Below are 26,669 nucleotides of genomic sequence, written 5' to 3'. Positions count from 1 at the left end.
TGTAAACGCTAGAATATAATTGACAGTTTTTGCTCAATGTAATTTTACACTTTTGCTTCAATAAGCTAGAACTCTAGTAAAATAATAGAAGGTGTTATTTTACTGGGGGGACAGCGTCTTGGAGGAGAAGTTAATGCTTTATTTAAATATTCAACAATTACATCAACGGAAGTTTAAAGTATCTCAAATTGCACAGGAGCTCAAAGTATCAAGACCAACCGTTTATAAATATTTAAAAATGACATTTGAAGAGACAAAAGCATACATGGAACAGCTTCAAGGCAAAGGTAAGAAATTGGATCCCTACAGGGATTGGATTATCGCTTGGCTTGAAGAATACCCTCATCTCAGTGCAGCGCAAATCCACGATTGGCTCTTAGAGCGTTATCCCGATTTAGTTGTTGGCGAGAGTACAGTAAGAGCATATGTGAAAGAGATGCGGGAGATTTATCAGATTGAGAAAAAAGTAATAATTCGGCAGTATGAAGCAATCCCTGAACAACCTATGGGTAAGCAAATCCAGGTGGATTGGGGAGAAACGAAACAGAAGACAACTGAAAAGAATGAAATTAAACTATATTTCATCGCTTTTGTCTTAGCTCACTCTCGATACAAATACATGGAGTGGCAGGACCGGCCTTTTACGACAAATGATGCCATACGATGTCATGAAAATGCATTTCAATTTTACGGAGGACGCACAGAAGAAATTGTGTATGATCAGGATCGTTTAATTACAGTAAGCGAAAATTCAGGTCAGCTACTTTTAACTTCTGAGTTTCAAAGCTATGTAAATGAACGTAAGTTTAAAGTTCATTTATGTCGTAAGGCAGACCCAGAATCAAAAGGAATGATTGAGAACGTTGTAAAGTACATAAAGGGAAATTTCGCAGACAGCCGAGTATTTAGCAATATTGAAGATTGGAATAACCGTGCGTTACAGTGGCTACATCGCACTGGAAATCAACATGTTCATCAGACAACGAAAAAAAGACCAGCTGAAGTGTTCCCCGTCGAAAAGCAACACTTACAGCCCGTCTCTTCACCACTCTCATACGAAAGCGTCATTACCCCAAGTATAACAAGGAATATTAGTAAGGACAATACAATACGGTTTAAATCAAACCGTTATTCCGTTCCTCTCGGAACGTATAGTGCAGCCTCTGATAATGAGGTTTTTATTGAAGTCACTTCGAGCCAACCGCCAACGCTGATTATCCGTAAACAGTTAGAGGGAGAAGTAATTGCTGAACATAGCATTAGTAATGAAAAGGGAAAGCTTATTCAACATCTACATCATATCCGGGATCGTTCAAAAGGTATTGAAGAATTTAAGCAACAACTGGTTTCACATTTTGAAGATCAGGAACGTGCAACTTCTTATTTAAATGAAATTTGTTTAAGATACCCACGGTATCGGCGTGATCAGCTCATAATTATTCAAAACGTCATTGAGAAATATCCAATGTGGATTGAAGCCACTTTGACTAAATGCATGATAGATAAACTTTACAGCGCCAATGACTTTCGGGATATAGCAAACCATCAAAATGCATTACAAACTGAATGTACCCAAAAGGTGAAGCCTCCCTTTATAAAACATTCAGGTAAAGACAACATCATAGTGACAACTCGCTCCCTTACTACTTACACAAGTATTTTAGGGGGTGAACCACAGTGAATAAGACTGTAAATGACTTGCAGGAGCACTTTCGCCAATTAAGGTTATCGGAAACAGCTGAGGAGCTACCAAAGCTCCTACGTGAGGCTGAAAAATCTTCTTGGACGTATTTAGAATTTCTTGAATCTATCACACGTTATGAACTGAGAAAACGTGAAGTAAAGAGTTTAGAAAGAAGAATGAAGTGGGCGCACTTCCCTTACGTGAAGTCATTAAGTGAATTTAATTTAGAAGAGCAAACAGCTTTAACGGGGCGCCAATTGACCCAGCTCGCAGAGCTAAACTGGCTTGAGCAGCAGTATAATTTAATTTTATTGGGACCGCCAGGCGTTGGTAAAACATTTTTAGCAATCGGTTTGGGAATTGAGTCTATTCACAGAGGTTTCAACGTCTATTTCGTAACTATGGGTGAGCTTATTCATCTTTTAAAAACGGAAGAATTTCTAAATAAATCAAAAGTGCAGCTAAAGCGATTAAGAGGCGCCGATCTGGTCATTATTGATGATTTAATGTATATGGCAATGGATCAGCGAGAAGCAAATTTGTTTTTTCATTTAATTAATCATTTGTATGAACGAAGTTCCATCATTCTTACATCCAATAAAAGCCCTGAACAGTGGGGTGAATTAATGGGAGATCAGGGAATTACCACTGCGATTTTAGATCGTTTACTTCATCGTGTAGAAGTCATTCATATGGATGGAGATAGCTATCGAATGAAACATCGAAAAAGTGTATTTTCAGCTGAAGTGTAAAAAGTAAATAAGCAAAAAGTGTAAAATTCTACTTGACGTCTACAAGTATATGACAAACTTATATTTGGTTCGTCATGCTCATTCAATTTACACACCAGATGAAATGGGAAGGCCTTTATCAAAAAAAGGGTTTTTAGATGCTAATTATATTACTAATCTACTTGAAAATGAAGATATACATATTGCTATTTCAAGTCCATATAAACGAGCCTTTCAAACAATTGAAGGGGTGTCTAATCACTTTAATTTAGAAATTCAAATAGAATTTGAACTAAGGGAAAGAAAACTTAGTTCCTATCCGATAGATGATTTTAAGACGGCTATTACAAAAGTTTGGGAAGATCCCTCCTTTTGTTTAAAGGGAGGAGAGTCCAATAGGATAGCTCAACAAAGAGGAATAGCATGTATCTTTAAAATTCTAGAGAAGCATAAAGGAAAAAATATTGTAATCGGAACACATGGTAATATTATAGTGCTTATTATGAATTATTTTGATGCAAGATACGACTTTGATTTCTGGAAGAACCTACAGATGCCCGATATCTACAAGTTATCTTTTGAAGGAAATAATTTAAAGGCGATTTCAAGAGTACTAATTAATGAATTCCTATAATTGGTTTTATGTTAACTAGTTCTTTATACCGTATATATTATAAGAATGAAAAAAGAGCTATCTATAGCTCTTTTTTCATTTTTACTTAATAGCTCCATTAAGGCTATCTTTTGCTTTTTTCATAGGCTTATATACAAATACGTGTAAAGATAACCCTATAACTGCGATGATATTTAAAATAATACTCATAATTGGTAATGTCCATTCAAAGAACGTAGGTAAGTGTCTATTCAAACTTATCGTAGAAGAACTAACTCCTATTATTAAAATGGAAATTAGTAAGGGTAAATTTTTTATCAAGGTAAATCCTCCTATACATTTTCACTTTTTATATTACCATAAAAAGAAAAAAATGTATTTCGGGTAGATTTTTCGATAAGTTACATTATGTAAATAACAGCTCCATCCTTTATAGACCTGATATTCCAAATGCAATAGCAATAAATAAAAATAGTACAATTGCTATTGTAATAACGGTTAGTACGATTTTTTTCCATATACTTTTAGGACTTAAAAAAGCAAAAAATAACGTCAAAGCTAATCCAACCAATAACCATGTGTTAATAGCTGTTGATGAGTAATTATTATTTGTTGGAACCATGAAATAAAAGCCAAAAGTCAAAATTAAAAAAGCAAATGAAATTTTACCAAAATGTTTTCTCATTGTGTTATGCCTCGCTTGCTTAATAGTTTATATGAGTTATAAATAAGTATTCTTAACGATCCTGATGTTACCAGAAAATACATATTTGAACAAGGGAATCATAACTACCGATAAATAACGTTATGGTAACTAGAAATATAATATACCCCAAGAAAAAAAGGTATTTATTTCCTTTTAGACTCTATATTATAATGAATATGCGTTGCTAAAAATAGGAGGAAATTAGATGGAGAAACTCTTTAAAGATGCTTTCAAGGTATCAATAGCCTCTTTAGTCATATCGATAACTTTATATGTAGTTATAACTGCATTTTTTCTTTTATCAGTTGTTACAGCAAATATTTTTGGTACTATGATTAAGATTATTGTGCCTATTTTAATTTTAGTTACAATACTCGGGTTTATTTATTCTTTCTTTATCAAAGGTAAACAGAAAATCCCTTTTTTAACATTACATTTTGTTTCCTTATGTGCTCTTTCGTTTGGTATCTATCTTGCAGTCAGTTTTCAAGGGTTTGCGCCTTGATAAATATTCACATAAAAAAAGAACCCTTTGCTCATATAGGCAAAGGGTTTTCAAATTTATCGGAATAGGGGGAATACGTTATTAGTCTGGACAGATTTGTAGATTCATATACATATAACTTTTTTAAAAAAATACTTTGACCGACTCTGTTTTCAGAAGACAACCTCATTTAAACTTCATCTTTAGTTAAGTAAATATTAAAGTATTTTGTGTATTATTAATGTTTTACTATTTACACTAAGTGACGACAAATATGATCTTTTTCTACAAAGTAGATACTAAATGAAACTTATTCTTATAAAAATTTTGTAGATCTGACGAGTGTATACGATTTTTTATAAGTATATAAGATTTGTGTTCTATTTTAATTTTAAAATTAAGTTTTATTATAATAAAGAAAGCCACTAGTGCATCTAGTGGCTTTCCGTTTAAAAATCGCTATATTCTTCTAAATCATCATCGTCTAATGAGCCAGATACTTGTTCTAAATCCGCAATCTTTCCTTCTTTAATTTGATGACCTTCTGAAGGTTTTTCTTCTGTATCATCCGGCTTGTTATTGAAACCATTCGTTTGCGCTAATTGTTTGAGCTCACGTAATTCGCAATTAATTTGTTCCAGGAGCTCTTCTGTTTTGCGGTCCGTTTCTAACTGGTCGGACGATGAAGGATGGAGATCACGAACAATTAAAGAAGAAATATAATCCCCTAATTTCCGAGACTTGGCGTATTTTGCGAGTACGTCATAGACTTCATTACTTAACTTATTAGTTTTAATGGTAAATGCGTTCTGACGCTCTGACATGGGTATCACCTACGCTGTTAGGATTTAACGGCTTTCTTCTCGGCTTGTTTCTTCTGAAGATAACCAATGCTGCGAATCTCTAAGCCGAATAAATTTAAGTGACGGCTATCCTCTGGCACTTTATGATATTTTTCTGTTCGTTCTTCGCCGATCTTCTCACCCATACTATTCATAATGGCTACTTCTAGTGTAGGAGCGACACCCCCACAATATACGTATTTACGTAATTTATTCGCTGGCGGCGGAGCCACATCATTCAACTTAGCCAGTAAAATCTCCACATATTCTTTTAAGGAAGACTTAATTTGAACAGTTAAATCAATTGATTCACCTGTGTTTTCATTTTTTAATTCAAACTTTTGTTTGCTGTAGTTATCTAAAATAAATTGATCAAAAGCACGTAGATCGGTAAACAACTCTGGGAATTTCTCTTTTCTTAACTTATCGATATGTGCTAAATATGGAATACCCTCGATACTTTGGAATGATTCACGGCTGTTCGCAGCTTTTAACCCCTCAGGTAAGATTACGACATCAATTGATCCTCCACCGATATCGACCATTACAGTTTCACATTCCACATATTCATTGGCATCTTCACGGTCTTGAAGCGTTAAGTCTTTCTTTAACGCAAAACGAGCGATTTCACCTTCTTTTAAGCAAGAACTTTCTTCCACATACACCTTTAATTCTCTTTCAAATCCTGGTGTATGGACGTGAAAAGTGTGATCACCTACAAAGCGATTGGCCATGGCTTTTTGCGCTTCTCCGAAAGTACTTTCTTTTTTGAGTAACCAGATTGGTAACATTGTAGAGAAATAGTCAATTTCAATACTAGTATCCTTTTGATCTTTTGCATGCAACGCGTTGTAGTAGGCAATTGCAGCTAAAAATGTCACGTATGGAATATGGCTTGTTATTTTATTATGTAAACGATTGATGTGATTGTTAGCTAATTGTTGGCTTGCTGCAATGTCGCCGACTAAGAAATAACGTTCTTTTTCTTCGTCTCCAATAGTTGTAGAAAGCAAGATACGCTTTTTAAATTCTTCTGGTGCTGTCACCGCATCTGTAAAGAATGAATCAGCAGCATCCTTTTGGAGTTCTACTACGTTGGTTGGAAAATCAAATAGGTACCCATCAATAATATTCATATCGACTGAGTTCCCACAGTCTTTATTAAAACGTGAAATTTTCATCTCTATACACCTCATTTTTTAAGTTGAACTTCTGTTGAACTAATTATACATAAAAAAAAGAGGTTATACAATCTTTTTAGGTGAACTTATTTATCATCAAAAACTTACATATATCAACAATCATGTTTATTTAGTTGATCTTACCTTGAGACGTAAATTAAATTAGGATAAGAGGAATCATGTTAATAAGAAGGTACTAAGTCGCTTATAATGAAAAATACTATGTGTTGACTACATAACCATCACATCAAGTATTTTCATACATCTAAAAAGAAAAAAGGAACACAAAAAACCCGTTCTTATCTAAAGAAATAAAATTTGCTACAATAGAAAAACTAACAGCAAAAGGTTCTATTTAAATCTTTATATAGACCATTCAAGCACACTTGGGTAATTCCATACATACAGTAATTAGAAATCTTGTTCCTTCCACATTAGCCCAATTTCTTGTTCGCGCTGCAAAACCTTCTCCAGGTAACGCTCTGTTGTCTTACGATCACTGTGACCTAGTTCCTTTTGAATTAAAAAGATATCTGCTCCCTGCTGCCTACTGTAAATGGCATAAAAGTGACGAAAATAATGGGGCGTAATCCTGTCAGCTCGTTCTTTCACAAAAGGTAACTCTGTTCGTTCAATGATACGCACAATATAATTACTTAAATTTTTATAGTGATAATACTCTCCATCTTTGCTCGGAAATAATGGACCTTGATCACTCGTATTTAAGGCTGTACTGACATTACGTCTTGCTCTAAAGACAAGAATTCGTTCATATAGGGATGGATGAAGTAACTTATCAAATTTCTTTCCACCCTTACCTACTCCTCTTAAGCGATAATGCCCACTTAAGCTGTCTAGATATACATCTCCCCATGAAGCATTGGCTATTTCTTGTACACGTAATCCTGTCATAGCCAACATGGTTAACAATCCATGGTTGATGGGATGGTCTTTATAATAGTCTAGGATCTGCTTAACTTCATGATAGTACAAATCTCGATTTGGAATTTCTTGTTCTGATAGTGATGTGCTCAAAATTTCTTTATGCAACGGATACTGAATATACTTCGTTTCATGTAACCATTTCATAAAACTTTTTAAAATCGTCATTTTAGCATCTAAAGTTGCGGGTGAATAAGGTTTACCACCCTTACCTAACAATGCAGTACTTAAATACATTTGATAATTCCTTATGTGCCAAGGTCTTAGATTTTTAAAAATCGTTTCTTCTATATAATGGTCTACATCTTGTCGTAAGAATGACTCACTTTCTATTGCATACTGATAAAACTGCAATAAGATCCGTAAGTACTCTACTTTTGTGTTCTCTTTTCGTTCTCGATTCTTTCGAATATGCTTTCGTTGATGAACATAGTAGTACATCATGTCTTCGTCTGTAAAATCGCTAAACATGCCTTCGTTTTTTCGCTGGTGATGCTCATTTCTTTCTTCTAAAGCATCATAGTATGTAGTATTCAACATCAACGAAACAACTTTATGGAAATTCTCTTTTCTCTCACGTATCTCCGTTCCTATATTCATTAAAGATATATTTTGCATAAAACCTCTCCTTTCAATAATCCCGTTTTCTTATTCATATTTCTCTTTAGTGTTAAGGTAGTTTCTTCTCTACTTAAGATTATGTATCAATTTATGTGTATGTAAAAAGCAAGGGACTTCTAACAGTGGTGATAACGTTCATAACAAATTTAAAAGTGAAAAAATACTAGTTTAATATTAATTATTACTACAGTTAAGTACGTATTAAAATTTATTTTTTAGAGATATTACTTCTTTATTTTATATTATATAGAAGTAAAAGTGAAAACTTACTTTTTATAAAAATAGGATAAAATTTATATCATTTGTAGAAAAATGATCCATTTGTCGCCATTTAGAGTTAATATTAAAACATTATTTTTTATAAGTTAGTTTCACCATTTACACTTATAATACAATAACTTTTACACTTTAACCTTATTTAAATATGATATAATACATTATTAGTTAATAGAAAAATATAAGGAGTGTGCATTATGATTGATAACCCCAGTAAAATCATTACCATTGAAGACGTGATGGAGATGTTAGCTATTTCATCTAAGAAAACAATTTATACATATATCCAGCAAGGAAAACTACATCCGATTAATAAAGATGACTGGCATATCGAAGGTCGTTATGAATTTGATCTAGTAGATGTGGTTCGGTTAAAAGAAGAATTAAAAAAGCCAGGACTTACGACAAAAGAAGTAGCGCAGCAACTGGATGTATCCGTTACAACGGTCAATAAGTATATTAAGCAAGAATTATTACCAGCGTTCCAAGAAGAATACCGAGGAATCAATTGTTATTTTATCCATGAAGAAGAGTTAGAAGTATTTAAGCGCACGCATGAAATCGGTCGTAAACCGAGTAAGCGTCATTTTTATCATGCCGAACAAAATATTGCTTTATTTCAACTTTTTGTAAAGAAAGACGAGGAAAAAGAGCAACTTGCCCGTATCATCTCCGTAGAAGATCCGATTATGGCTATTACAGAACAACATGAGGAGTTAACATTAGAGGAATTAATTGACCGAGGCTTTGAAGCAGCCTATACCATTGAGTCGAAAAAAATGATTACCAAAGAAGGCTATGCTACGTTTACCTTTAAGCAAACAGCTTATGCAAAATCACATCTTTATAAGCTCATGGATTTATTTTATCAATACCTAAGCCCGACCAATATGAGGATTACGCCACAAGAAGAGAAAGAGCAATTTTTAATTGAAATCAAACCTATATTACTGACCGAATCCTCACACGAACTTATGGAGTTATTAGAGTCTGTTCTTGTCTCAGGTAAAATTAACAAGCGTAGCCGTGGCATTTATATTGATAGCGATTTGGAAGTGGTACGAGTCAAAGTAACAAGCGATTTAAAAGAAGAATTGCAGCAAAAAGCGAAAGAATTAGGTAAACGAAGCATTGAAGAATTGTTACTATATGCTGTACAAAAATTATAAAATGAAATAAGAAACGTTCAACTTTAACAAGACAAGCCAATAAAAACGGGCTTGTCTTTATCTATACGATGAAATAAAAAAGTTTAATAAATTATCTTCTCATTATTAGGACTTTAGAAAGTAAATTAATCCTTTTGATAGATTAATTTACTTTCTATTTGATTTCAGCTGTATTTTAAATATTCCCTCATGATTTCTAGATTATAATGGAAGTTATTGGCCGTTCAATACAAGTTTCAGTACTCTAGAAACTTGTATTTTATTGCTATGTAAAGTTAGCTACTATAATGAGTGTTATAAGTAAAAAAAGAGCATACACCCGTTGGTTTCCAACAAGTGTATGCTCTTTTTTAATATGACTTTTAACAGTTATTTATTCTTTTAGTTCTGTCATAAATAATTCAAAGTATACAATTCCGATGCAAAACTGGGAAATGTGTCATAAGGATTTTCTAATATACATATGGATAGTGATGTAGCGATATTGTTACTCAGTGATACTTGATGCGCAATGAAAATCAGTGAGTTTATATAGATTCACATGAACTTTTATTGCATAGAAAAAACCATCGAAAGTATCTGAATGACAAAAAAAGCTAATAAACTACTTAAATATCTATGACGTACATTTTAGAGAAAGGAGTATCTATATGAGTGACTACTTTGAGGAGGTAATGAGGAAACTGACTATTGAAGATGTTAGCATTCTGGGATGGTTATTTCAGAATGAAGCAAACGCTGTGTTTAAAGCGATAAAGAAAAGTAGTATTGCAGATGAGTTTGAATATTCAACAGCTAACTTTCGTAAGACACTCAACAAGCTTGAAGCTATCCATTTCATAGGAACTGTTACTGGAGGAAAAGAACATAAATTGTATCTAACAGAATACGGTCAACAAGCTGTACAACAGGCCATACTTCAAGGAGAAGAAAATGAGGGGGTTAAGGAAATATGATAGGTATTGTAGGAATTGGTGCTGCAGGTGGGAATATAGCTGATTTAGCATTTGAAAATGGTATTAATGCTGTTGCATTGAACTTTTCAGAACGTGATTTGGAGTCATTAGATTTTGTAGAAGAGCGTCTAAGGCTTATAGGTAGCGAAGGAGTAGGAAAAAATCGAGATGAAGCTATTAATCTTATGGTCGATAAAAACTGGGAACTGGCACTGAAGTTTATTAAAGAGAACTTTTCAACACCTAGTACTGAAATTATTATGGTTTGTTTTTCTGCAGGTGGTGGCTCTGGTGGTGGTATTGGACCGATGCTTGTGGATCTTCTTGCTCAGGAAATGGATGACAAAGCAATTGTAGCAGTTCCTATCTTACCCGATACTACAGAAGCATTGGTTCATCAAGTCAATGCACTGTATGTTACTGAAGAGCTTTCACCTCAGGACCTTTGTGTATTACCTATTGATAACGAGCAGGTGAAAAAGAAAAATCCGAATGCAGGAAAAGCTAGAATCTTTAAAGAAACAAACGAAACATTTGTGAACTTAATTAGTACTCTTCCTAAATATACGGATAGACACTCTAAGCATGGTGTTTTAGATAAGAAAGACTTACGTACAATTTTTTCAACAAAAGGAATTTCTGCCATTTCATCTGCAGAAATAACAAAATTAGATGAAGGGCAAGCAGATATTAGAAATGAGGGTATTACAGAAGTAATTAAGAAATCATGGGAAAACTCAATCTTTGCACCACTTGAAATGCAAACTATACCAAAAGCAGGAATTATATATGAAGGTCCACTAGACTTATTTACGATAGATTCAGCCCAACTATTTAGTTCCTTTAAGGGGGGAGAGCCAACCCATCTATTTGAAGGAACCTATGAAAGTGATCATGCAAAGGTAACAACAATTTTATCAGGAATGCCTTATTATTCTACCCGATTAAAAACTATTGAAGAAAAAATTGAAGCACAGCAGAAGGTAAAAGAGGAGTTATCTACCATAGAAACAGGTTATGAATCTAAGTTGAAATTGCCTAAGGCTTCTCATAAGAAACCACTACCTAGAAATAAAAAGAAGGCAATCAATTCAATTTTAGATAAGTATCAGAATCGTTGAGCATTTTTAGTATATCTATGAAGACAAACATATATATATAAGATGCACTTTTTATAGACTCTTTGTTTACACAGATGTGGAGAGATCACCTTTATGAATCACTTGAAACCCTTACTGCCACAAGGGTTCTTTTTTGTAGAGTGTTCCAGAAAAAGTTGTTGTTTAAATTGGAAATAAGTATGTAAACATTGGGTATAGAAGAATCTGAGTATAAGAATATACTTCGTATTTGTTACTCTAATATCAAAAAATTTTCTAATTAACATTTTTGCTATGAAACGATATAAATTCTATATTAATTAAAATCAATAATTTATCTCCTACAAATAAAAAAGCAGTTTGCATATGCAAACTGCTTTTAAGATGACCCGTACGGGATTCGAACCCGTGTTACCGCCGTGAAAGGGCGGTGTCTTAACCGCTTGACCAACGGGCCAATATGGCTCCACAGGTAGGACTCGAACCTACGACCGATCGGTTAACAGCCGATAGCTCTACCACTGAGCTACTGTGGAATATGGTGGGCCTAAGTGGACTCGAACCACCGACCTCACGCTTATCAGGCGTGCGCTCTAACCAGCTGAGCTATAGGCCCATTATTTGGAGCGGGTGATGAGAATCGAACTCACGACATCAGCTTGGAAGGCTGAGGTTTTACCATTAAACTACACCCGCTTATTTTTAAAAATGGCGGTCCCGACGGGAATCGAACCCGCGATCTCCTGCGTGACAGGCAGGCATGTTAACCGCTACACCACGGGACCAAAATAGAAAATGGAGGAGGAAGAGGGATTCGAACCCCCGCGGGCTTTGACACCCCTGTCGGTTTTCAAGACCGATCCCTTCAGCCGGACTTGGGTATTCCTCCGTATATTGCATGGTGGAGCCTAGCGGGATCGAACCGCTGACCTCCTGCGTGCAAGGCAGGCGCTCTCCCAGCTGAGCTAAGGCCCCATGATACTTCTGGTCGGGAAGACAGGATTCGAACCTGCGACCCCTTGGTCCCAAACCAAGTGCTCTACCAAGCTGAGCTACTTCCCGTTCATGGCGCGCCCGAGAGGAGTCGAACCCCTAACCTTTTGATCCGTAGTCAAACGCTCTATCCAATTGAGCTACGGGCGCTTATTAAAATGGTGCCGAGGGCCGGACTTGAACCGGCACGGTAGTCACCTACCGCAGGATTTTAAGTCCTGTGTGTCTGCCAATTCCACCACCCCGGCAGGACTTTTATACGTGGAGGCGGCAACCGGATTTGAACCGGTGATAAAGGTTTTGCAGACCTTGGCCTTACCACTTGGCTATGCCGCCAATATATATGGAGCGGAAGACGAGGTTCGAACTCGCGACCCCCACCTTGGCAAGGTGGTGTTCTACCACTGAACTACTTCCGCACATTTATTTAATTTAAGATGCGGGTGAAGGGACTTGAACCCCCACGTCATAAGACACTAGATCCTAAGTCTAGCGCGTCTGCCAATTCCGCCACACCCGCGTGTGAATATAACTGGTGAGCCATGAAGGACTCGAACCTTCGACCCTCTGATTAAAAGTCAGATGCTCTACCAACTGAGCTAATGGCTCTCTATGGCTGGGCTAGCTGGATTCGAACCAACGCATGACGGAATCAAAATCCGTTGCCTTACCGCTTGGCGATAGCCCAATAAAGAGATGGTGGAGGGGGGCAGATTCGAACTGCCGAACCCGAAGGAGCGGATTTACAGTCCGCCGCGTTTAGCCACTTCGCTACCCCTCCGATATAAATGGTGCCGGCAAGAGGACTTGAACCCCCAACCTACTGATTACAAGTCAGTTGCTCTACCAGTTGAGCTACACCGGCACGGTGGTGGAGGATGACGGGATCGAACCGCCGACCCCCTGCTTGTAAGGCAGGTGCTCTCCCAGCTGAGCTAATCCTCCAAAAAAATCTATATAAGCGCGTTAATAAGCGTTATTTTCATTACTTATGATAGAATATTTCAAATAAAAAACCCCTATGCTCTTTTACAAGAGACTCATAAGGGGTCTTATTTATTGCCTGGCAACGTCCTACTCTCACAGGGACAAAGTCCCAACTACCATTGGCGCTAAAGAGCTTAACTTCCGTGTTCGGTATGGGAACGGGTGTGACCTCTTCGCTATCGCCACCAGACAAGAGATTGTTCTCTCAAAACTAGATAACAGTTTGCTGAGTAAAGCTTACGCTTTTAAAAGTTTGGTTAAGTCCTCGATCGATTAGTATCAGTCAGCTACACATGTCGCCACGCTTCCACCTCTGACCTATCAACCTGATCATCTTTCAGGGATCTTACTAGCTTGCGCTATGGGAAATCTCATCTTGAGGGGGGCTTCATGCTTAGATGCTTTCAGCACTTATCCCGTCCACACATAGCTACCCAGCGATGCCTTTGGCAAGACAACTGGTACACCAGCGGTGTGTCCATCCCGGTCCTCTCGTACTAAGGACAGCTCCTCTCAAATTTCCTACGCCCACGACGGATAGGGACCGAACTGTCTCACGACGTTCTGAACCCAGCTCGCGTACCGCTTTAATGGGCGAACAGCCCAACCCTTGGGACCGACTACAGCCCCAGGATGCGATGAGCCGACATCGAGGTGCCAAACCTCCCCGTCGATGTGGACTCTTGGGGGAGATAAGCCTGTTATCCCCGGGGTAGCTTTTATCCGTTGAGCGATGGCCCTTCCATGCGGAACCACCGGATCACTAAGCCCGACTTTCGTCCCTGCTCGACTTGTAGGTCTCGCAGTCAAGCTCCCTTGTGCCTTTACACTCTACGAATGATTTCCAACCATTCTGAGGGAACCTTTGGGCGCCTCCGTTACATTTTAGGAGGCGACCGCCCCAGTCAAACTGCCCACCTGACACTGTCTCCCGGCCCGATCAGGGCCGCGGGTTAGAATTTCAATACAGCCAGGGTAGTATCCCACCGACGCCTCCACCGAAGCTAGCGCTCCGGCTTCTCAGGCTCCTACCTATCCTGTACAAGCTGTACCAAAATTCAATATCAGGCTACAGTAAAGCTCCACGGGGTCTTTCCGTCCTGTCGCGGGTAACCTGCATCTTCACAGGTACTATAATTTCACCGAGTCTCTCGTTGAGACAGTGCCCAGATCGTTACGCCTTTCGTGCGGGTCGGAACTTACCCGACAAGGAATTTCGCTACCTTAGGACCGTTATAGTTACGGCCGCCGTTTACTGGGGCTTCGATTCAGAGCTTCTCCCAAAGGATAACCCCTCCTCTTAACCTTCCAGCACCGGGCAGGCGTCAGCCCCTATACTTCGCCTTGCGGCTTCGCAGAGACCTGTGTTTTTGCTAAACAGTCGCCTGGGCCTATTCACTGCGGCTCTCTCGGGCTATACACCCTACCAGAGCACCCCTTCTCCCGAAGTTACGGGGTCATTTTGCCGAGTTCCTTAACGAGAGTTCTCTCGATCACCTTAGGATTCTCTCCTCGCCTACCTGTGTCGGTTTGCGGTACGGGCACCTCCCGCCTCGCTAGAGGCTTTTCTTGGCAGTGTGGAATCAGGAACTTCGGTACTATAATTCCCTCGTCATCACAGCTCAGCCTTCATGATGAGCGGATTTGCCTACTCATCAGCCTAACTGCTTGAACGCGCATATCCAGCAGCGCGCTTACCCTATCCTACTGCGTCCCCCCATTACTCAAACGGCGGGGAGGTGGTACAGGAATATCAACCTGTTGGCCATCGCCTACGCTTTTCAGCCTCGGCTTAGGTCCCGACTAACCCTGAGCGGACGAGCCTTCCTCAGGAAACCTTAGGCATTCGGTGGACAAGATTCTCACTTGTCTTTCGCTACTCATACCGGCATTCTCACTTCTAAGCGCTCCACCAGTCCTTACGGTCTGACTTCGCTGCACTTAGAACGCTCTCCTACCACTGACATCAAAGATGTCAATCCACAGCTTCGGTGATACGTTTAGCCCCGGTACATTTTCGGCGCAGAGTCACTCGACCAGTGAGCTATTACGCACTCTTTAAATGGTGGCTGCTTCTAAGCCAACATCCTGGTTGTCTAAGCAACTCCACATCCTTTTCCACTTAACGTATACTTGGGGACCTTAGCTGGTGGTCTGGGCTGTTTCCCTTTTGACTACGGATCTTATCACTCGCAGTCTGACTCCCATGGATAAGTCTTTGGCATTCGGAGTTTGACTGAATTCGGTAACCCGTTGGGGGCCCCTAGTCCAATCAGTGCTCTACCTCCAAGACTCTCACAACATGAGGCTAGCCCTAAAGCTATTTCGGAGAGAACCAGCTATCTCCAGGTTCGATTGGAATTTCTCCGCTACCCACACCTCATCCCCGCACTTTTCAACGTGCGTGGGTTCGGGCCTCCATTCAGTGTTACCTGAACTTCACCCTGGACATGGGTAGATCACCTGGTTTCGGGTCTACAACCACATACTAAACGCCCTATTCAGACTCGCTTTCGCTACGGCTCCGCCTTATCAGCTTAACCTTGCATGGGATCGTAACTCGCCGGTTCATTCTACAAAAGGCACGCCATCACCCGTTAACGGGCTCTGACTACTTGTAGGCACACGGTTTCAGGATCTCTTTCACTCCCCTTCCGGGGTGCTTTTCACCTTTCCCTCACGGTACTGGTTCACTATCGGTCACTAGGTAGTATTTAGCCTTGGGAGATGGTCCTCCCAGCTTCCGACGGAATTTCACGTGTTCCGCCGTACTCAGGATCCACTCAAGAGGGAACGAAGTTTCAACTACAGGGTTGTTACCTTCTTCGACGGACCTTTCCAGGTCGCTTCATTTACTTCGTTCCTTTGTAACTCCGTATAGAGTGTCCTACAACCCCAAGAGGCAAGCCTCTTGGTTTGGGCTAATTCCGTTTCGCTCGCCGCTACTCAGGAAATCGCATTTGCTTTCTCTTCCTCCGGGTACTTAGATGTTTCAGTTCCCCGGGTCTGCCTTCAATATCCTATGTATTCAGATAAAGATACTGTTCCATTACGAACAGTGGGTTTCCCCATTCGGAAATCTCCGGATCAAAGCTCACTTACAGCTCCCCGAAGCATATCGGTGTTAGTCCCGTCCTTCATCGGCTCCTAGTGCCAAGGCATTCACCGTGCGCCCTTTCTAACTTAACCATTAGCGAATAAATGGTACAACATATTGTTGTGTTATTTATTGGTTTGATTAAAGAAAAGTTTCACTTTTCCTCAGCAATTACTGTTATCTAGTTTTCAAAGAACAATCGCAACCAAAATTCTTCTTATCTAATAAGAAGAAAGTAGTATGCTTTCTATAATTGAGAGATTGAACTCTCAAAACTGAACAAAGTGTCGAAACGTACGTCATGTAAAAATCCTTAGAAAGGAGGTGATCCAGCCGCACCTTCCGATACGGCTACCTTGTTACGACTTCACCCCAATCATCTGTCCCACCTTAGGCGGCTAGCTCCTTACGGTTACTCCACCGACTTCGGGTGTTACAAACTCTCGTGGTGTGACGGGCGGTGTGTACAAGGCCCGGGAACGTATTCACCGCGGCATGCTGATCCGCGATTACTAGCGATTCCAGCTTCATGTAGGCGAGTTGCAGCCTACAATCCGAACTGAGAATGGTTTTATGGGATTGGCTTGACCTCGCGGTCTTGCAGCCCTTTGTACCATCCATTGTAGCACGTGTGTAGCCCAGGTCATAAGGGGCATGATGATTTGACGTCATCCCCACCTTCCTCCGGTTTGTCACCGGCAGTCACCTTAGAGTGCCCAACTAAATGCTGGCAACTAAGATCAAGGGTTGCGCTCGTTGCGGGACTTAACCCAACATCTCACGACACGAGCTGACGACAACCATGCACCACCTGTCACTCTGTCCCCCGAAGGGGAACGCTCTATCTCTAGAGTTGTCAGAGGATGTCAAGACCTGGTAAGGTTCTTCGCGTTGCTTCGAATTAAACCACATGCTCCACCGCTTGTGCGGGCCCCCGTCAATTCCTTTGAGTTTCAGTCTTGCGACCGTACTCCCCAGGCGGAGTGCTTAATGCGTTAGCTGCAGCACTAAAGGGCGGAAACCCTCTAACACTTAGCACTCATCGTTTACGGCGTGGACTACCAGGGTATCTAATCCTGTTTGCTCCCCACGCTTTCGCGCCTCAGCGTCAGTTACAGACCAAAAAGCCGCCTTCGCCACTGGTGTTCCTCCACATCTCTACGCATTTCACCGCTACACGTGGAATTCCGCTTTTCTCTTCTGCACTCAAGTTCCCCAGTTTCCAATGACCCTCCACGGTTGAGCCGTGGGCTTTCACATCAGACTTAAGAAACCGCCTGCGCGCGCTTTACGCCCAATAATTCCGGATAACGCTTGCCACCTACGTATTACCGCGGCTGCTGGCACGTAGTTAGCCGTGGCTTTCTGGTTAGGTACCGTCAAGGTACGAGCAGTTACTCTCGTACTTGTTCTTCCCTAACAACAGAGTTTTACGACCCGAAAGCCTTCATCACTCACGCGGCGTTGCTCCGTCAGACTTTCGTCCATTGCGGAAGATTCCCTACTGCTGCCTCCCGTAGGAGTCTGGGCCGTGTCTCAGTCCCAGTGTGGCCGATCACCCTCTCAGGTCGGCTATGCATCGTTGCCTTGGTGAGCCGTTACCTCACCAACTAGCTAATGCACCGCGGGCCCATCTGTAAGTGATAGCCGAAACCATCTTTCAATCATCTCCCATGAAGGAGAAGATCCTATCCGGTATTAGCTTCGGTTTCCCGAAGTTATCCCAGTCTTACAGGCAGGTTGCCCACGTGTTACTCACCCGTCCGCCGCTAACGTCATAGAAGCAAGCTTCTAATCAGTTCGCTCGACTTGCATGTATTAGGCACGCCGCCAGCGTTCATCCTGAGCCAGGATCAAACTCTCCGAAGAAATGTTTGACTTGCTCATTAAAAAAATAAAAATTAACGTTGACGTTTGTCGCTTTGTTCAGTTTTCAAAGTTCAAGCGTTGCCTTTGAGAAACTTTTGTATTATACCAAGTTATCAACTCAATGTCAATAACTTTTTAAAAACTTTTTTCACTTCGTTGTTACTGGTGTGTCTCAACGACGCTTTATAATAATAAAATATATTCACTAAAAGGTCAATACATTTTCTCGATTTTTTTTATTTATTTCATTATACTTTTAGCATACATTTTATTAGTCACTAATCAATAAGACTAATTTCTATATATATAAGACTTCATTAGTTAAATTACCTTGTAAATAAAGAGTGCATGTATCCCAAAAAATCTCTATTAGCTTTACTGAATTATAAATAGGCTATTGAGACATTCTATATAAGGAAGAGGGAAAACAAGTTATTGATTAAACTAATCATTACAAAGCTTCTTACATTTGGGATGAGGTGTCTACAGCAGGCATATTTCAGAAAACCTTATTGTAAATCGATGTATGTTGGATTCATAAGGGGATGGTAGTCATGAACGTAGTAAGAATATATATAATGGGTAGACAATAATGTTCATTTATAACTAATTATATAAATGAGGTGTTTGTTCCAGACCAAGAACGATTTCGTTCACATTGTATATTTTTTTAGCTCAATGCTTAAATGAGGTGTTTGTTAAAGAGAATATACTTTTTCAAGTTACTGTTTCATTAGGCAATGGAATTACGTAAATGAGTTGTTCCTTAAAGATCATATGCTACATTAAAAGCTGATTTTTTCCTTCTTCACATGACGGGATGTATAATCGTTTACATCCCGTTTGTGTTATATGAGATATCTCAACCAATTATTCAAAAGAGACATCATAGAAACATCTTTCGATTGCTTACTTCCTCCTTCTACCTTTCAAGTATGAAAAATATACATCCTTCACTTACCCTTCAAACTTTTGCTTTTTTTAGCGTTCCATTTCTTGAACTGTACTCCTTTCTTTTAAAATTGTGCTCCACTATTCCGTGCAAAAAATCTCTTAAATCTATTTTACAATTTCTCTTTTCTCCCTTTGTCATAATCCTTTATCTCTCTCAGTACCCCCTCATTTCTAAGCTGACTTTTATAAATTTTCGGGAAGTAATGTTCTTTTCTTTCGCTATTTTTCCAACAGCAATCAGATTAACATTCGGCAAAAACACTTCCATGACATTCGTTCCTTTCCTATAAATTGTGGTTCCCCAATATAAAAGAGAGAAGAGCATAAGGGGTTTTTGCTATCACAGGGTGTGATAGGCTAGGCAAAGCCTAGCAAAACCCTGATATCACGGAAACCCTCAAAGTGGCGACTCTCTGGCGACTCAAAAACGGTATCCGGCGACTCTCTGGCGACACATTGGCGAGTCAGTGGCGACACCTATTTTTTCATTTTATGGCTAAATCCTGTTTCATCTCATTCAAATTTTGGAGTTTCTCTTATAAACTTTTTTGTTCATCTTCATAGAGCTGAATGCTTTCATCACTGGATTGAATCGCAACTTTTTTTATTGCGATTTTTGATTCTGTATTAGCTTTTCTGTAGTTTTTTATTTTCTTTTTCACGAAATCTTCTTCTAACTCATATGAACCCGATGTAAAAATCAAAAAGATAAATATTGATGACATCTGAACTTGCATTCTTTTAAAACAATCATCGTTTATAGAATGAAAATTGATTCATAAATGATAAAAAAGCACGCGTAAATCACCTGTATTGCAAGCAAAAAGAAATGGCCGTTTTGACCATGAACGTGCGAAAAAAATAAAAAAGATCGTTTGCTTCTGTCTTATTTTTTTCAAAAAAATACTTCAAAACGAAGTGACCCTTGGGGGGACATTTATCAACTATGAGGGGTCGGTGAAGGGGTTTCTGACACAAATGTTGTGATCACTGAAGGTGCGGTGAGGGGACTGTCCCATAATTTGAGGGTGCGCTGAGGGGGTTCTTGCAAACATTTCCTTGTACCCAAGATTTTGTTAGGCTCTGCCTAACTCCACACAGCCTGTGGGGACAAAAACTCCTTATGCTCTTCTTCCCCTTTTTTAAAAAGCACCTGTTTTTTAAGAATTTCAAACAGTATATATAGAACTTCAAATAAGAAATGTTGATCTTATTGCCGTTAAAAAAATTATTGGGTTAGTAAAGGAACATGACTAATCCTGACAGCAATTTTGAAAGAATCAGTTTTACCCATTAGCTATTTTTAATCAACACTCTGCCCGAGAAGGACCTCTTAAGAATTTACTGAAGCCAAAAGTGAGATGATGAACCGTTTTGCAATTCCGATGAAAAACTTAAATGATAGGTTAAAAGAATTGATGAGAAATTATGGAGATAATGAATAAAAAATCCAGGTGATTTCACTCGATAAAATCACGTGTTAATACATTCAAGATTACATGTTTAAAAACAAAATCAGATATCCTAGCGATGCTTTAGCTGACGTCTATAACAGATTCAAATACGAGCAAGAGAAATAATAGGATTTAACAACCATTACAGAAACTGTTTGTATTGAGTTGAAAAACAATTTAAACAAGGAACTTAAAAAGTTACAACTTGACGTTACCAATACCCACAAGCATGTACAAATAGCCAGAGGTACAGGAAAATTTCTACTCCTAGGATTTAGCAAAAAAGCAGCTCCTACATAAGGTGGAAACTGCTTTTATCATATTTTTAACTCTTTGCATAGGGTGATCTTTTCTCACCCTATGCACGAAAAAGGACTACAAAAAATCACCCTATCCAGAATAGATAATTACCGTTATCATTGAAAGTATACTGATTACCCAATCTTTAATGTTATTAAAAATGTAGCATTATAACATACTTTTAAATACTTGGGGAGGGGTAAAAAAATACCCCTCCCCAAATTCCACAAATTCAGCTATGATAAAGTCGACTCCTAAAGAAATAACAAACGGATCGTAGCTAAAAATACTTGTTTTGATATATTTTGCTAATTTTTATTGAATTATGAGACTAGTTAACGCTATAATAAAACTAACAAAAACGTGCGGATAGAAAAAAGACTTCAACTGTTTAAGTAGTGCGACAACACTCTTAAACCGTTCCCCCTAGAAACGGTAGGGAAAACACTTGTCGAAGTCTCTTGTTAATAGAGTTAGTTTTGTACAAAATAAAACTTATGGTTTTATTTTATACGAAATTGACATCTATTTCAAGGGCTTAGTTTATCTTAATTGAGGCATTGTTTTCCTTTTACAAGGGAGATAATGTCTTTTTTGTGTTCCTTAAAGGAGAAGATGAACAAATGAACAAGATATTAACTTGCTATTTACCAGATGTAAATAGCTTTAACGGACGATTCAAATGGTTATGGAAAGAAAAGCCGACCCTTCGTAAAAAGAAAGAAGTTTTTTTAGAAACCCTTCGTACTTATTTTAAACAACAACAAGAAGCCCTACATAAAGTATTCCCTAAAAAACGGATGGAAATGTTAGATTACGTGATTTATAACCTTGTTGCCACAGGCATTCAAGCGATTCACTCCAAAACACTTATGGAAAAATTTGATGTATCTCAAAGTACCGTTTCTCGCTTTGTAAAATCGTTAAAGGAAACACCGTTTATGATCGTGGCCCGTTATATCAAAGAAGATACGACAGGTGCTCATCCTGATAGCTATGTGTTTATCCTTAAAAGCCATACGAATTTTGATCAAATTTGTGAGGAAATCTTTTTTGCACACGATACAACAGGTATTCAAACGCTTCAACAAGAAGAAATGATAAGTCCTGTGACAACTCCTGTGACAAGTCCAGAAAGTGCCGAAAACGTTGATACACCAAGCTTTGAGGACGAAAAAACGTCGTCCCCCTTTATTAACCTTGATTTACCTAAAAAGCATTTAAATAATCATTTAATATCTGCTTCACAGTCATTTGCTTATATCGTAGGTGTTCCTAAGAAAGTAAATAATGTGTATGCAGGGAAATATGGTCATCAACTAAAAGACTTTTATGCTCGTATTCAAAATGCAGCAAAAGCAGTAAAACGAGATACAGAGATTGAAATTGTCAAAGAACAAGTACATGAAGTTGCTTATACAGCCATTGTTGGTTTAGATAAATATGTCCATGAAGCAAATCACAAAGGTACTACCCTATCACTGGATGAAATGTGCCGTCTTGTTTATCAAATTGCATTCAATCAATTTACAAATCTACTAAAAGGAAATACAGAACAACAAACATCTAAGTCAGACATACATACTGAAGCTAAGACAGCTTTATTTACGCCTAAACATATCATCCGCAAGGAATTGGTTCCTGCTTGGTTACAAGCTGAACAGGAGCAAAAAGAGTCTACAAAAGAAACAGCTATCTCTCTGGATCAACAGCTTGAAATGATTCAGTTAAAGCACGATTTAGGGCAAGAACTAACGCCAGAAGAAGAAAACGTACTCAAAGAGCACAGTTCTACGTACAGTTCGTTCGAAATGGCGCAGCTAAAACAGGATCTAGGACAAGCCTTAACACCACAGGAACAAGCTTTATTGCACCAACAGGACCAGTTAAAAGGCTCAGTTTCCTAATTCAAAAGTGAAGAAATCCCTTGGAAGCTGATGTTTAATAAGAGTATTATTATTTAGAACATACTTCTAAATAATCAATATATAAAACTACGTAGGAGGAGATCACCATGCCACATAAAATGACAATAACAGGATCTGCGACAGGACCATTACGAGAATACGATCGCTACGTTGCCTTTGATATGCGTGAAAAAGGTTCACCTGCTGCTCCTAAAGGACTGAAGAAGAGTACGTTTATTTCGTATACCGTATTTGTTGCGAAGAAAGCCTTTAATAAAACCGGACTAACAAAAAAGAGTATTATGCATGAAAAAATCTTGATTCAAGGGGAACCAACGTTAGATATTCCCATTGACGAGTGCCCTGGGGAAATTGGTATCATCTGCTTCCAGATTACCGTTCTCCCGAATAAAAACGATAAAGAAGCCAATGAGTCAAAAGATAAGAAAGAAGCCCAACAAGAGGTTTCTAAGGCTCAACAAGAGGTTGCAGCTACTAAGCAGGAAGAAAAACAAGAGTCTGTAGCAAAAGAAGCGAAAACTGTACAGCCAGAAGTGAACGAAACACCTGTTCAAGAGAAAAAGGCTGCACAACTAAAGAAGCCGCAACCTGTTCAGCCAAAAGGGACAAAGGATGTCGTGAGTTTTGATGACATTATCGTTCCTGAAGCCTTCTTAAAGACACGTCCAAACCCTGTGAAAACAGAAGAAGTCATTGAATTTGTGAAGCGTACAGGACATCTTGACAAGCCGTTAACGATTGAGAAAGGAACTAAGGTTTTAAAGGATGGCTATCGTCGTTATATTGTGGCAAAAACCATGAAAATGGATCACGTTCCTGTTATCTATGAATATCAAAAATAAAGCATTTTTAGCTAAGAATTGCTAGTTATTCGTAATAGACAGCAAACAACTATAAGGTGTCCCCTTTCATAGTTGTTTGCTGTCTATTTATCTTGAAAGCCACTTTCTACATATAGCTCACCTACTATATGATTTCATTTTCATTTTTGATTGTATTATTATAAGTCCTTAAATTAAAAAGAATGCTTTAACTTTCCTTTTGGCTCTGCTAAACTTAATCATTTTATCTTTGATATATCATTAGTCGAATGAAGCTATTTTAGAGCTATTACTCTATTTGCGTGTTCTAATATCCAAATATGAGTTGAACTTAAGATGAATTTGAGGAAGGATTCGGGTTTGCGAATAAAAAAAGAACTTATTTTTCAGTTAAAATGCATTTTTTGTTGAACTTAAGATTAACTTAAATACATTTAAACGATAATTAAATCAATAATAAGTTTTTTCCGTTTTGTTTTAATCAATAATGATAGTTATTGATTAAAAGATAAAACAATAATCTTGTTCAGGAATTAGTTATTACATTATTATTGCTTTAAGATTTACATAGAAGAAGTTAGCAGTTAATATAGAATCAATAATGAGATAAGAATAATGTTATTAGAATCTACGTTAATAACCCTATGGTACGTTTCACTTCAAAATCAATTGCATGATTCTTGTATTATATTAATTATTAATTGACATATGGAGGTGTAGTTATGTCTGAAAAATTGTACTTACCAAAAGAAGTGGTAAATATACTGGGTATTTCTGGAGATTTGCTTCGTAAATGGTGTGAAGAATTCAATATTATTACAGAGTGGACAGGCACTGATTATGGAAAAGGTCATAGAAGGTTTACAAAAGAGAATCTAGAGACACTTAACAGTATAAAGAAGAAAATTCATGAGCAAGGTTGGTCGTGGGATCAAGTGAAACAATGGCGTAATGGTGAAGAAATGACTATTAATGACCACGTAGAACGGTCTATTTTAGAAAAGAAGATAGATCACCTAATTGAAGGCCAGAACCAACAAATAGAATTTAACAGGATTCTTTCAGAAAAATTGGAGCTTCTAACAAAGGAACTTATTTCTACTCAAAAAGAGTTAGCTATTGCAAATAAAGAAATTGCAGCAACAAAGCAGCAAATGATTGAAGTAAAAACAGAAAATAAAGACTTAGAAGCATACATAGAAAACAGCCTAAAAAAACGTGATAAAATTCTTCTTGAAAACATTAGAAAAACTCAAGAAACGCTAAAAGATAATTCAGCTGAACAGGAGTTAAATCAAAGCAAACAGAATTTTGAAGAACTGATAAATACTAATCTAAAAGAGTTATTAAAACAAAGAGATGAAGATCTTTTAAATGCATTTACTCATACTCAAAAAGAGTTGATTAAAGAACAAAATCAAAAGAAGACATTATGGCAAAAGCTATTCTCAAACTAGGAAAAATCATTCCTAGTTTTTTATTTTGTTAACTAATAAATAATAAAAAACAATAATTATCTTTATTTAATTATTTATCAATTTTATAAAAATATCTAAATCGGAATTTACTTATGTTTGCTTTAATTATCATTTTAAGATTAATTTTATGTTCAACTGAATTTTATTGCTTAATTATAACAAACATGCTGTGAAATTATTGAAAACATCAACGTGCAAAAAATCAATAATTTAAAAGATAATTCATTTATTCTTTTACAAACACAACTTTAAAATGTTTTAAGTTTAATAAAACCGGAAATGAATCATTATTGTTTTATTTCCGGTTTTACAGATTTGTAATTCCCTAAATAAAGCAGGAATTCAAAAATAGATTTTTATTTAACAAAAGACTTAATCCTCTAAAAATAAAACTCTAACATTTATCAATACTACAATTAGCTCATCTGGCACCATGACGACTTTGTTATATCTAAATTATTGACTCAAATCCAGTAGATATTACACTTTAAAATTAAGATAGCACTATTTAATGATTTATTAGATTAATCTCTTTAGATAGTTTATGTTTATATAGCTAAATGCATCGCTGAATCAGGAAAAACCATCACGATGAGGGGAGAGGCCAAATATTTAATCTATGACGTTAGTAAATAGCTAAACATGATAATATACCCTCAATTGAGAATACCGATTACTATAGTAACAATAGCATTACAAGATATAATATCTCGTTCTCTTATTAATTGAAGGTTTTAACGTATATACCTAGAATAGTTCTCTTGATAAGAGGAGGTGATCATATGTTGAGAGTCATAACCGCAGAAGCAGCATATACCACCGAAGAATTAGCTGATATACTTGGTTTGCCCATAGCAACTATACGAAAATACAACTTTCATTTTGCCAAAATTGGTGTGCAATTTACTAAAAAACACGGCAGATTAGATTATACAAATGACGACGTTACCATCTTTCACGAACTAAAAAGAATTTATGCCCATCCCGAAATGACCTTAGAAAAAGCCGTTATAACCGTTGCAAAAAAATTCAACCTAGTACCAGACACTCCACCAAATATTTCAACTGAAAAGCAAGCCCTTAGCTTAGAAACACGTGAGATACAAATGAAAGAGATACAAAGCTATATCGATGCCAAGTTTGAGGAACGCGAACGTCAATTAATCTCAATGGCTCGTGAAATTCGAGCGTTAAAAAAAGCACAACAACAAAAGAAGAGTTTTTATAAGTGGTTAAAAACCTTTTTTGAAAAATGATTTGCTAGAATGGTGGTATCTTGTTATCTAATATTCAAACAAAAAACCTTTTCCCTCCACCTAGAGGGAAAAGGTTTTTTGTTTGAAGTTCAATTTCAAAGAATATCGACAACAAAGACCGCCCAATATGTATCAGTCTATAAGGCGGTCTTAACTGTATTCATGCTATATGATTATGACAAAAATATCGACATTATTCCAACTCTGCATAAGCAATATTTATATAT

The 26,669-nt window shown here is 37.7% G+C and carries 17 protein-coding genes, 18 tRNA genes and 3 rRNA genes; 11 read left to right on the top strand and 27 right to left on the bottom strand.

Annotated elements, in window-relative coordinates:
* Nucleotides 1–133: 133 nt before the first annotated feature.
* The 3 genes from istA to ACWATA_RS28290 are packed head-to-tail and all read left to right on the top strand — an operon-like array spanning nucleotide 134 to nucleotide 3,049.
* Entirely contained in the window at nucleotides 134–1,681 is a 1,548-nt protein-coding gene (gene istA / locus ACWATA_RS28300) for an IS21 family transposase (protein WP_141235330.1), read from the top strand.
* The gene (gene istB / locus ACWATA_RS28295) at nucleotides 1,678–2,436 is read left to right on the top strand and encodes an IS21-like element helper ATPase IstB (protein WP_060746201.1); all 759 of its coding nucleotides are present in this window, start codon (nucleotides 1,678–1,680) and stop codon (nucleotides 2,434–2,436) included. Before istA ends, istB begins: the two co-directional genes overlap by 4 nt.
* A 49-nt stretch (nucleotides 2,437–2,485) precedes the next feature.
* Entirely contained in the window at nucleotides 2,486–3,049 is a 564-nt protein-coding gene (locus ACWATA_RS28290; RefSeq protein WP_060744818.1) for a histidine phosphatase family protein, read from the top strand.
* Nucleotides 3,050–3,130: 81 nt separating this feature from the next.
* Here ACWATA_RS28290 and ACWATA_RS28285 read toward each other — a convergent pair whose 3' ends face one another.
* Nucleotides 3,131–3,349: a hypothetical protein gene (locus tag ACWATA_RS28285; RefSeq protein WP_060744817.1), complete on the bottom strand. Its 219-nt coding sequence runs from the start codon at nucleotides 3,347–3,349 to the stop codon at nucleotides 3,131–3,133.
* A gap of 109 nt (nucleotides 3,350–3,458) precedes the next feature.
* Nucleotides 3,459–3,713, bottom strand: coding sequence for a hypothetical protein (locus tag ACWATA_RS28280; protein WP_060744816.1), 255 nt, complete (start codon nucleotides 3,711–3,713; stop codon nucleotides 3,459–3,461).
* Nucleotides 3,714–3,939: 226 nt separating this feature from the next.
* Here ACWATA_RS28280 and ACWATA_RS28275 point away from each other — a divergent pair, with 226 nt between their 5' ends.
* Nucleotides 3,940–4,239 carry a hypothetical protein gene (locus ACWATA_RS28275; RefSeq protein ID WP_060744815.1) on the top strand — a complete coding sequence of 100 codons (300 nt, stop codon included), beginning with the start codon at nucleotides 3,940–3,942 and terminating at the stop codon, nucleotides 4,237–4,239.
* Between the two features lie 428 nt (nucleotides 4,240–4,667).
* On the opposite strand, the gene ACWATA_RS28270 is transcribed toward ACWATA_RS28275, so the two are convergent.
* From ACWATA_RS28270 to ACWATA_RS28260, 3 genes are all read right to left on the bottom strand, one after another.
* Complete coding sequence (locus ACWATA_RS28270; RefSeq protein WP_205663323.1) at nucleotides 4,668–5,042, bottom strand: hypothetical protein; 375 nt, start codon at nucleotides 5,040–5,042, stop codon at nucleotides 4,668–4,670.
* A gap of 17 nt (nucleotides 5,043–5,059) precedes the next feature.
* The gene (locus ACWATA_RS28265; RefSeq protein WP_047933903.1) at nucleotides 5,060–6,241 is read right to left on the bottom strand and encodes an Alp7A family actin-like protein; all 1,182 of its coding nucleotides are present in this window, start codon (nucleotides 6,239–6,241) and stop codon (nucleotides 5,060–5,062) included.
* Nucleotides 6,242–6,652: 411 nt separating this feature from the next.
* Complete coding sequence (locus tag ACWATA_RS28260) at nucleotides 6,653–7,801, bottom strand: tyrosine-type recombinase/integrase (protein WP_473050487.1); 1,149 nt, start codon at nucleotides 7,799–7,801, stop codon at nucleotides 6,653–6,655.
* Between the two features lie 476 nt (nucleotides 7,802–8,277).
* Here ACWATA_RS28260 and ACWATA_RS28255 point away from each other — a divergent pair, with 476 nt between their 5' ends.
* The 3 genes from ACWATA_RS28255 (at nucleotide 8,278) to ACWATA_RS28245 (ending at nucleotide 11,326) form a co-directional block, all read left to right on the top strand.
* A complete protein-coding gene (locus ACWATA_RS28255; protein WP_189667139.1) occupies nucleotides 8,278–9,249 on the top strand; it encodes a helix-turn-helix domain-containing protein in 972 nt (323 codons plus the stop codon).
* A 650-nt stretch (nucleotides 9,250–9,899) separates the two neighbouring features.
* Nucleotides 9,900–10,205, top strand: a complete 306-nt coding sequence (locus ACWATA_RS28250) for a hypothetical protein (protein ID WP_029325486.1) — start codon at nucleotides 9,900–9,902, stop codon at nucleotides 10,203–10,205.
* A complete protein-coding gene (locus ACWATA_RS28245) occupies nucleotides 10,202–11,326 on the top strand; it encodes an FtsZ/tubulin family protein (RefSeq protein WP_205663320.1) in 1,125 nt (374 codons plus the stop codon). The genes ACWATA_RS28250 and ACWATA_RS28245 overlap by 4 nt, the downstream gene beginning before the upstream one ends.
* Before the next feature lie 364 nt (nucleotides 11,327–11,690).
* Here the strand turns inward: ACWATA_RS28245 and ACWATA_RS28240 are convergent.
* The 22 genes from ACWATA_RS28240 to ACWATA_RS28135 form a co-directional block, all read right to left on the bottom strand.
* Nucleotides 11,691–11,762: transfer RNA gene (locus ACWATA_RS28240), tRNA-Glu, on the bottom strand.
* Nucleotides 11,763–11,766: 4 nt separating this feature from the next.
* Nucleotides 11,767–11,841, bottom strand: a tRNA-Asn gene (locus ACWATA_RS28235).
* Between the two features lie 3 nt (nucleotides 11,842–11,844).
* A tRNA-Ile gene (locus ACWATA_RS28230) sits at nucleotides 11,845–11,921 on the bottom strand.
* Nucleotides 11,922–11,927: 6 nt separating this feature from the next.
* Nucleotides 11,928–12,001 (bottom strand) — tRNA-Gly (locus tag ACWATA_RS28225).
* A gap of 13 nt (nucleotides 12,002–12,014) precedes the next feature.
* A tRNA-Asp gene (locus tag ACWATA_RS28220) sits at nucleotides 12,015–12,090 on the bottom strand.
* 11 nt (nucleotides 12,091–12,101) lie between these two features.
* Nucleotides 12,102–12,194, bottom strand: a tRNA-Ser gene (locus ACWATA_RS28215).
* A gap of 10 nt (nucleotides 12,195–12,204) precedes the next feature.
* A tRNA-Ala gene (locus tag ACWATA_RS28210) sits at nucleotides 12,205–12,280 on the bottom strand.
* Between the two features lie 10 nt (nucleotides 12,281–12,290).
* Nucleotides 12,291–12,367: transfer RNA gene (locus ACWATA_RS28205), tRNA-Pro, on the bottom strand.
* Nucleotides 12,368–12,371: 4 nt separating this feature from the next.
* Nucleotides 12,372–12,448 (bottom strand) — tRNA-Arg (locus tag ACWATA_RS28200).
* A gap of 9 nt (nucleotides 12,449–12,457) precedes the next feature.
* Nucleotides 12,458–12,546, bottom strand: a tRNA-Leu gene (locus tag ACWATA_RS28195).
* 14 nt (nucleotides 12,547–12,560) lie between these two features.
* Nucleotides 12,561–12,634 (bottom strand) — tRNA-Cys (locus ACWATA_RS28190).
* Between the two features lie 8 nt (nucleotides 12,635–12,642).
* Nucleotides 12,643–12,717: transfer RNA gene (locus tag ACWATA_RS28185), tRNA-Gly, on the bottom strand.
* Between the two features lie 19 nt (nucleotides 12,718–12,736).
* Nucleotides 12,737–12,818: transfer RNA gene (locus ACWATA_RS28180), tRNA-Leu, on the bottom strand.
* A gap of 13 nt (nucleotides 12,819–12,831) precedes the next feature.
* A tRNA-Lys gene (locus ACWATA_RS28175) sits at nucleotides 12,832–12,907 on the bottom strand.
* 4 nt (nucleotides 12,908–12,911) lie between these two features.
* Nucleotides 12,912–12,986, bottom strand: a tRNA-Gln gene (locus ACWATA_RS28170).
* A gap of 9 nt (nucleotides 12,987–12,995) precedes the next feature.
* Nucleotides 12,996–13,079: transfer RNA gene (locus ACWATA_RS28165), tRNA-Tyr, on the bottom strand.
* A gap of 8 nt (nucleotides 13,080–13,087) precedes the next feature.
* Nucleotides 13,088–13,163: transfer RNA gene (locus tag ACWATA_RS28160), tRNA-Thr, on the bottom strand.
* Nucleotides 13,164–13,167: 4 nt separating this feature from the next.
* Nucleotides 13,168–13,243: transfer RNA gene (locus ACWATA_RS28155), tRNA-Val, on the bottom strand.
* Nucleotides 13,244–13,359: 116 nt separating this feature from the next.
* Nucleotides 13,360–13,475, bottom strand: a 5S ribosomal RNA gene (gene rrf / locus ACWATA_RS28150).
* Between the two features lie 63 nt (nucleotides 13,476–13,538).
* A 23S ribosomal RNA gene (locus ACWATA_RS28145) occupies nucleotides 13,539–16,474 on the bottom strand.
* Nucleotides 16,475–16,699: 225 nt separating this feature from the next.
* Nucleotides 16,700–18,251: ribosomal RNA gene (locus ACWATA_RS28140) — 16S ribosomal RNA — on the bottom strand.
* Together the 16S, 23S and 5S rRNA genes with 18 tRNA genes alongside form the textbook arrangement of a ribosomal RNA operon.
* A 1,490-nt stretch (nucleotides 18,252–19,741) precedes the next feature.
* Nucleotides 19,742–19,930 carry a hypothetical protein gene (locus ACWATA_RS28135; protein WP_060746209.1) on the bottom strand — a complete coding sequence of 63 codons (189 nt, stop codon included), beginning with the start codon at nucleotides 19,928–19,930 and terminating at the stop codon, nucleotides 19,742–19,744.
* 1,652 nt (nucleotides 19,931–21,582) lie between these two features.
* Here ACWATA_RS28135 and ACWATA_RS28130 point away from each other — a divergent pair.
* From ACWATA_RS28130 to ACWATA_RS28115, 4 genes are all read left to right on the top strand, one after another.
* Nucleotides 21,583–22,866 carry a replication protein gene (locus ACWATA_RS28130; protein ID WP_473050486.1) on the top strand — a complete coding sequence of 428 codons (1,284 nt, stop codon included), beginning with the start codon at nucleotides 21,583–21,585 and terminating at the stop codon, nucleotides 22,864–22,866.
* A gap of 107 nt (nucleotides 22,867–22,973) precedes the next feature.
* Entirely contained in the window at nucleotides 22,974–23,729 is a 756-nt protein-coding gene (locus ACWATA_RS28125; RefSeq protein WP_473050485.1) for a ParB N-terminal domain-containing protein, read from the top strand.
* A gap of 701 nt (nucleotides 23,730–24,430) precedes the next feature.
* On the top strand, nucleotides 24,431–25,165 hold the full coding sequence (locus ACWATA_RS28120) for a MerR family transcriptional regulator (protein ID WP_016766065.1): 735 nt from the start codon (nucleotides 24,431–24,433) through the stop codon (nucleotides 25,163–25,165).
* A gap of 803 nt (nucleotides 25,166–25,968) precedes the next feature.
* A complete protein-coding gene (locus ACWATA_RS28115; protein WP_016766066.1) occupies nucleotides 25,969–26,442 on the top strand; it encodes a MerR family transcriptional regulator in 474 nt (157 codons plus the stop codon).
* Nucleotides 26,443–26,669: the final 227 nt, after the last annotated feature.

The sequence above is a fragment of the Priestia sp. USM5 genome, assembly GCF_058323215.1.
This window is presented reverse-complemented; position numbering and strand designations above follow the sequence as displayed.

Bases quoted from the DNA above. Each gene is read 5' to 3' on its own strand.
- istA (WP_141235330.1), top strand. From the start codon at position 134: ATGCTTTATTTAAATATTCAACAATTACATCAACGGAAGTTTAAAGTA.
- ACWATA_RS28290 (WP_060744818.1), top strand. From the start codon at position 2,486: ATGACAAACTTATATTTGGTTCGTCATGCTCATTCAATTTACACACCA.
- ACWATA_RS28280 (WP_060744816.1), bottom strand. From the start codon at position 3,713: ATGAGAAAACATTTTGGTAAAATTTCATTTGCTTTTTTAATTTTGACT.
- ACWATA_RS28275 (WP_060744815.1), top strand. From the start codon at position 3,940: ATGGAGAAACTCTTTAAAGATGCTTTCAAGGTATCAATAGCCTCTTTA.
- ACWATA_RS28270 (WP_205663323.1), bottom strand. From the start codon at position 5,042: ATGTCAGAGCGTCAGAACGCATTTACCATTAAAACTAATAAGTTAAGT.
- ACWATA_RS28265 (WP_047933903.1), bottom strand. From the start codon at position 6,241: ATGAAAATTTCACGTTTTAATAAAGACTGTGGGAACTCAGTCGATATG.
- ACWATA_RS28260 (WP_473050487.1), bottom strand. From the start codon at position 7,801: ATGCAAAATATATCTTTAATGAATATAGGAACGGAGATACGTGAGAGA.
- ACWATA_RS28255 (WP_189667139.1), top strand. From the start codon at position 8,278: ATGATTGATAACCCCAGTAAAATCATTACCATTGAAGACGTGATGGAG.
- ACWATA_RS28250 (WP_029325486.1), top strand. From the start codon at position 9,900: ATGAGTGACTACTTTGAGGAGGTAATGAGGAAACTGACTATTGAAGAT.
- ACWATA_RS28245 (WP_205663320.1), top strand. From the start codon at position 10,202: ATGATAGGTATTGTAGGAATTGGTGCTGCAGGTGGGAATATAGCTGAT.
- ACWATA_RS28135 (WP_060746209.1), bottom strand. From the start codon at position 19,930: ATGTCATCAATATTTATCTTTTTGATTTTTACATCGGGTTCATATGAG.
- ACWATA_RS28130 (WP_473050486.1), top strand. From the start codon at position 21,583: ATGAACAAGATATTAACTTGCTATTTACCAGATGTAAATAGCTTTAAC.
- ACWATA_RS28125 (WP_473050485.1), top strand. From the start codon at position 22,974: ATGCCACATAAAATGACAATAACAGGATCTGCGACAGGACCATTACGA.
- ACWATA_RS28120 (WP_016766065.1), top strand. From the start codon at position 24,431: ATGTCTGAAAAATTGTACTTACCAAAAGAAGTGGTAAATATACTGGGT.
- ACWATA_RS28115 (WP_016766066.1), top strand. From the start codon at position 25,969: ATGTTGAGAGTCATAACCGCAGAAGCAGCATATACCACCGAAGAATTA.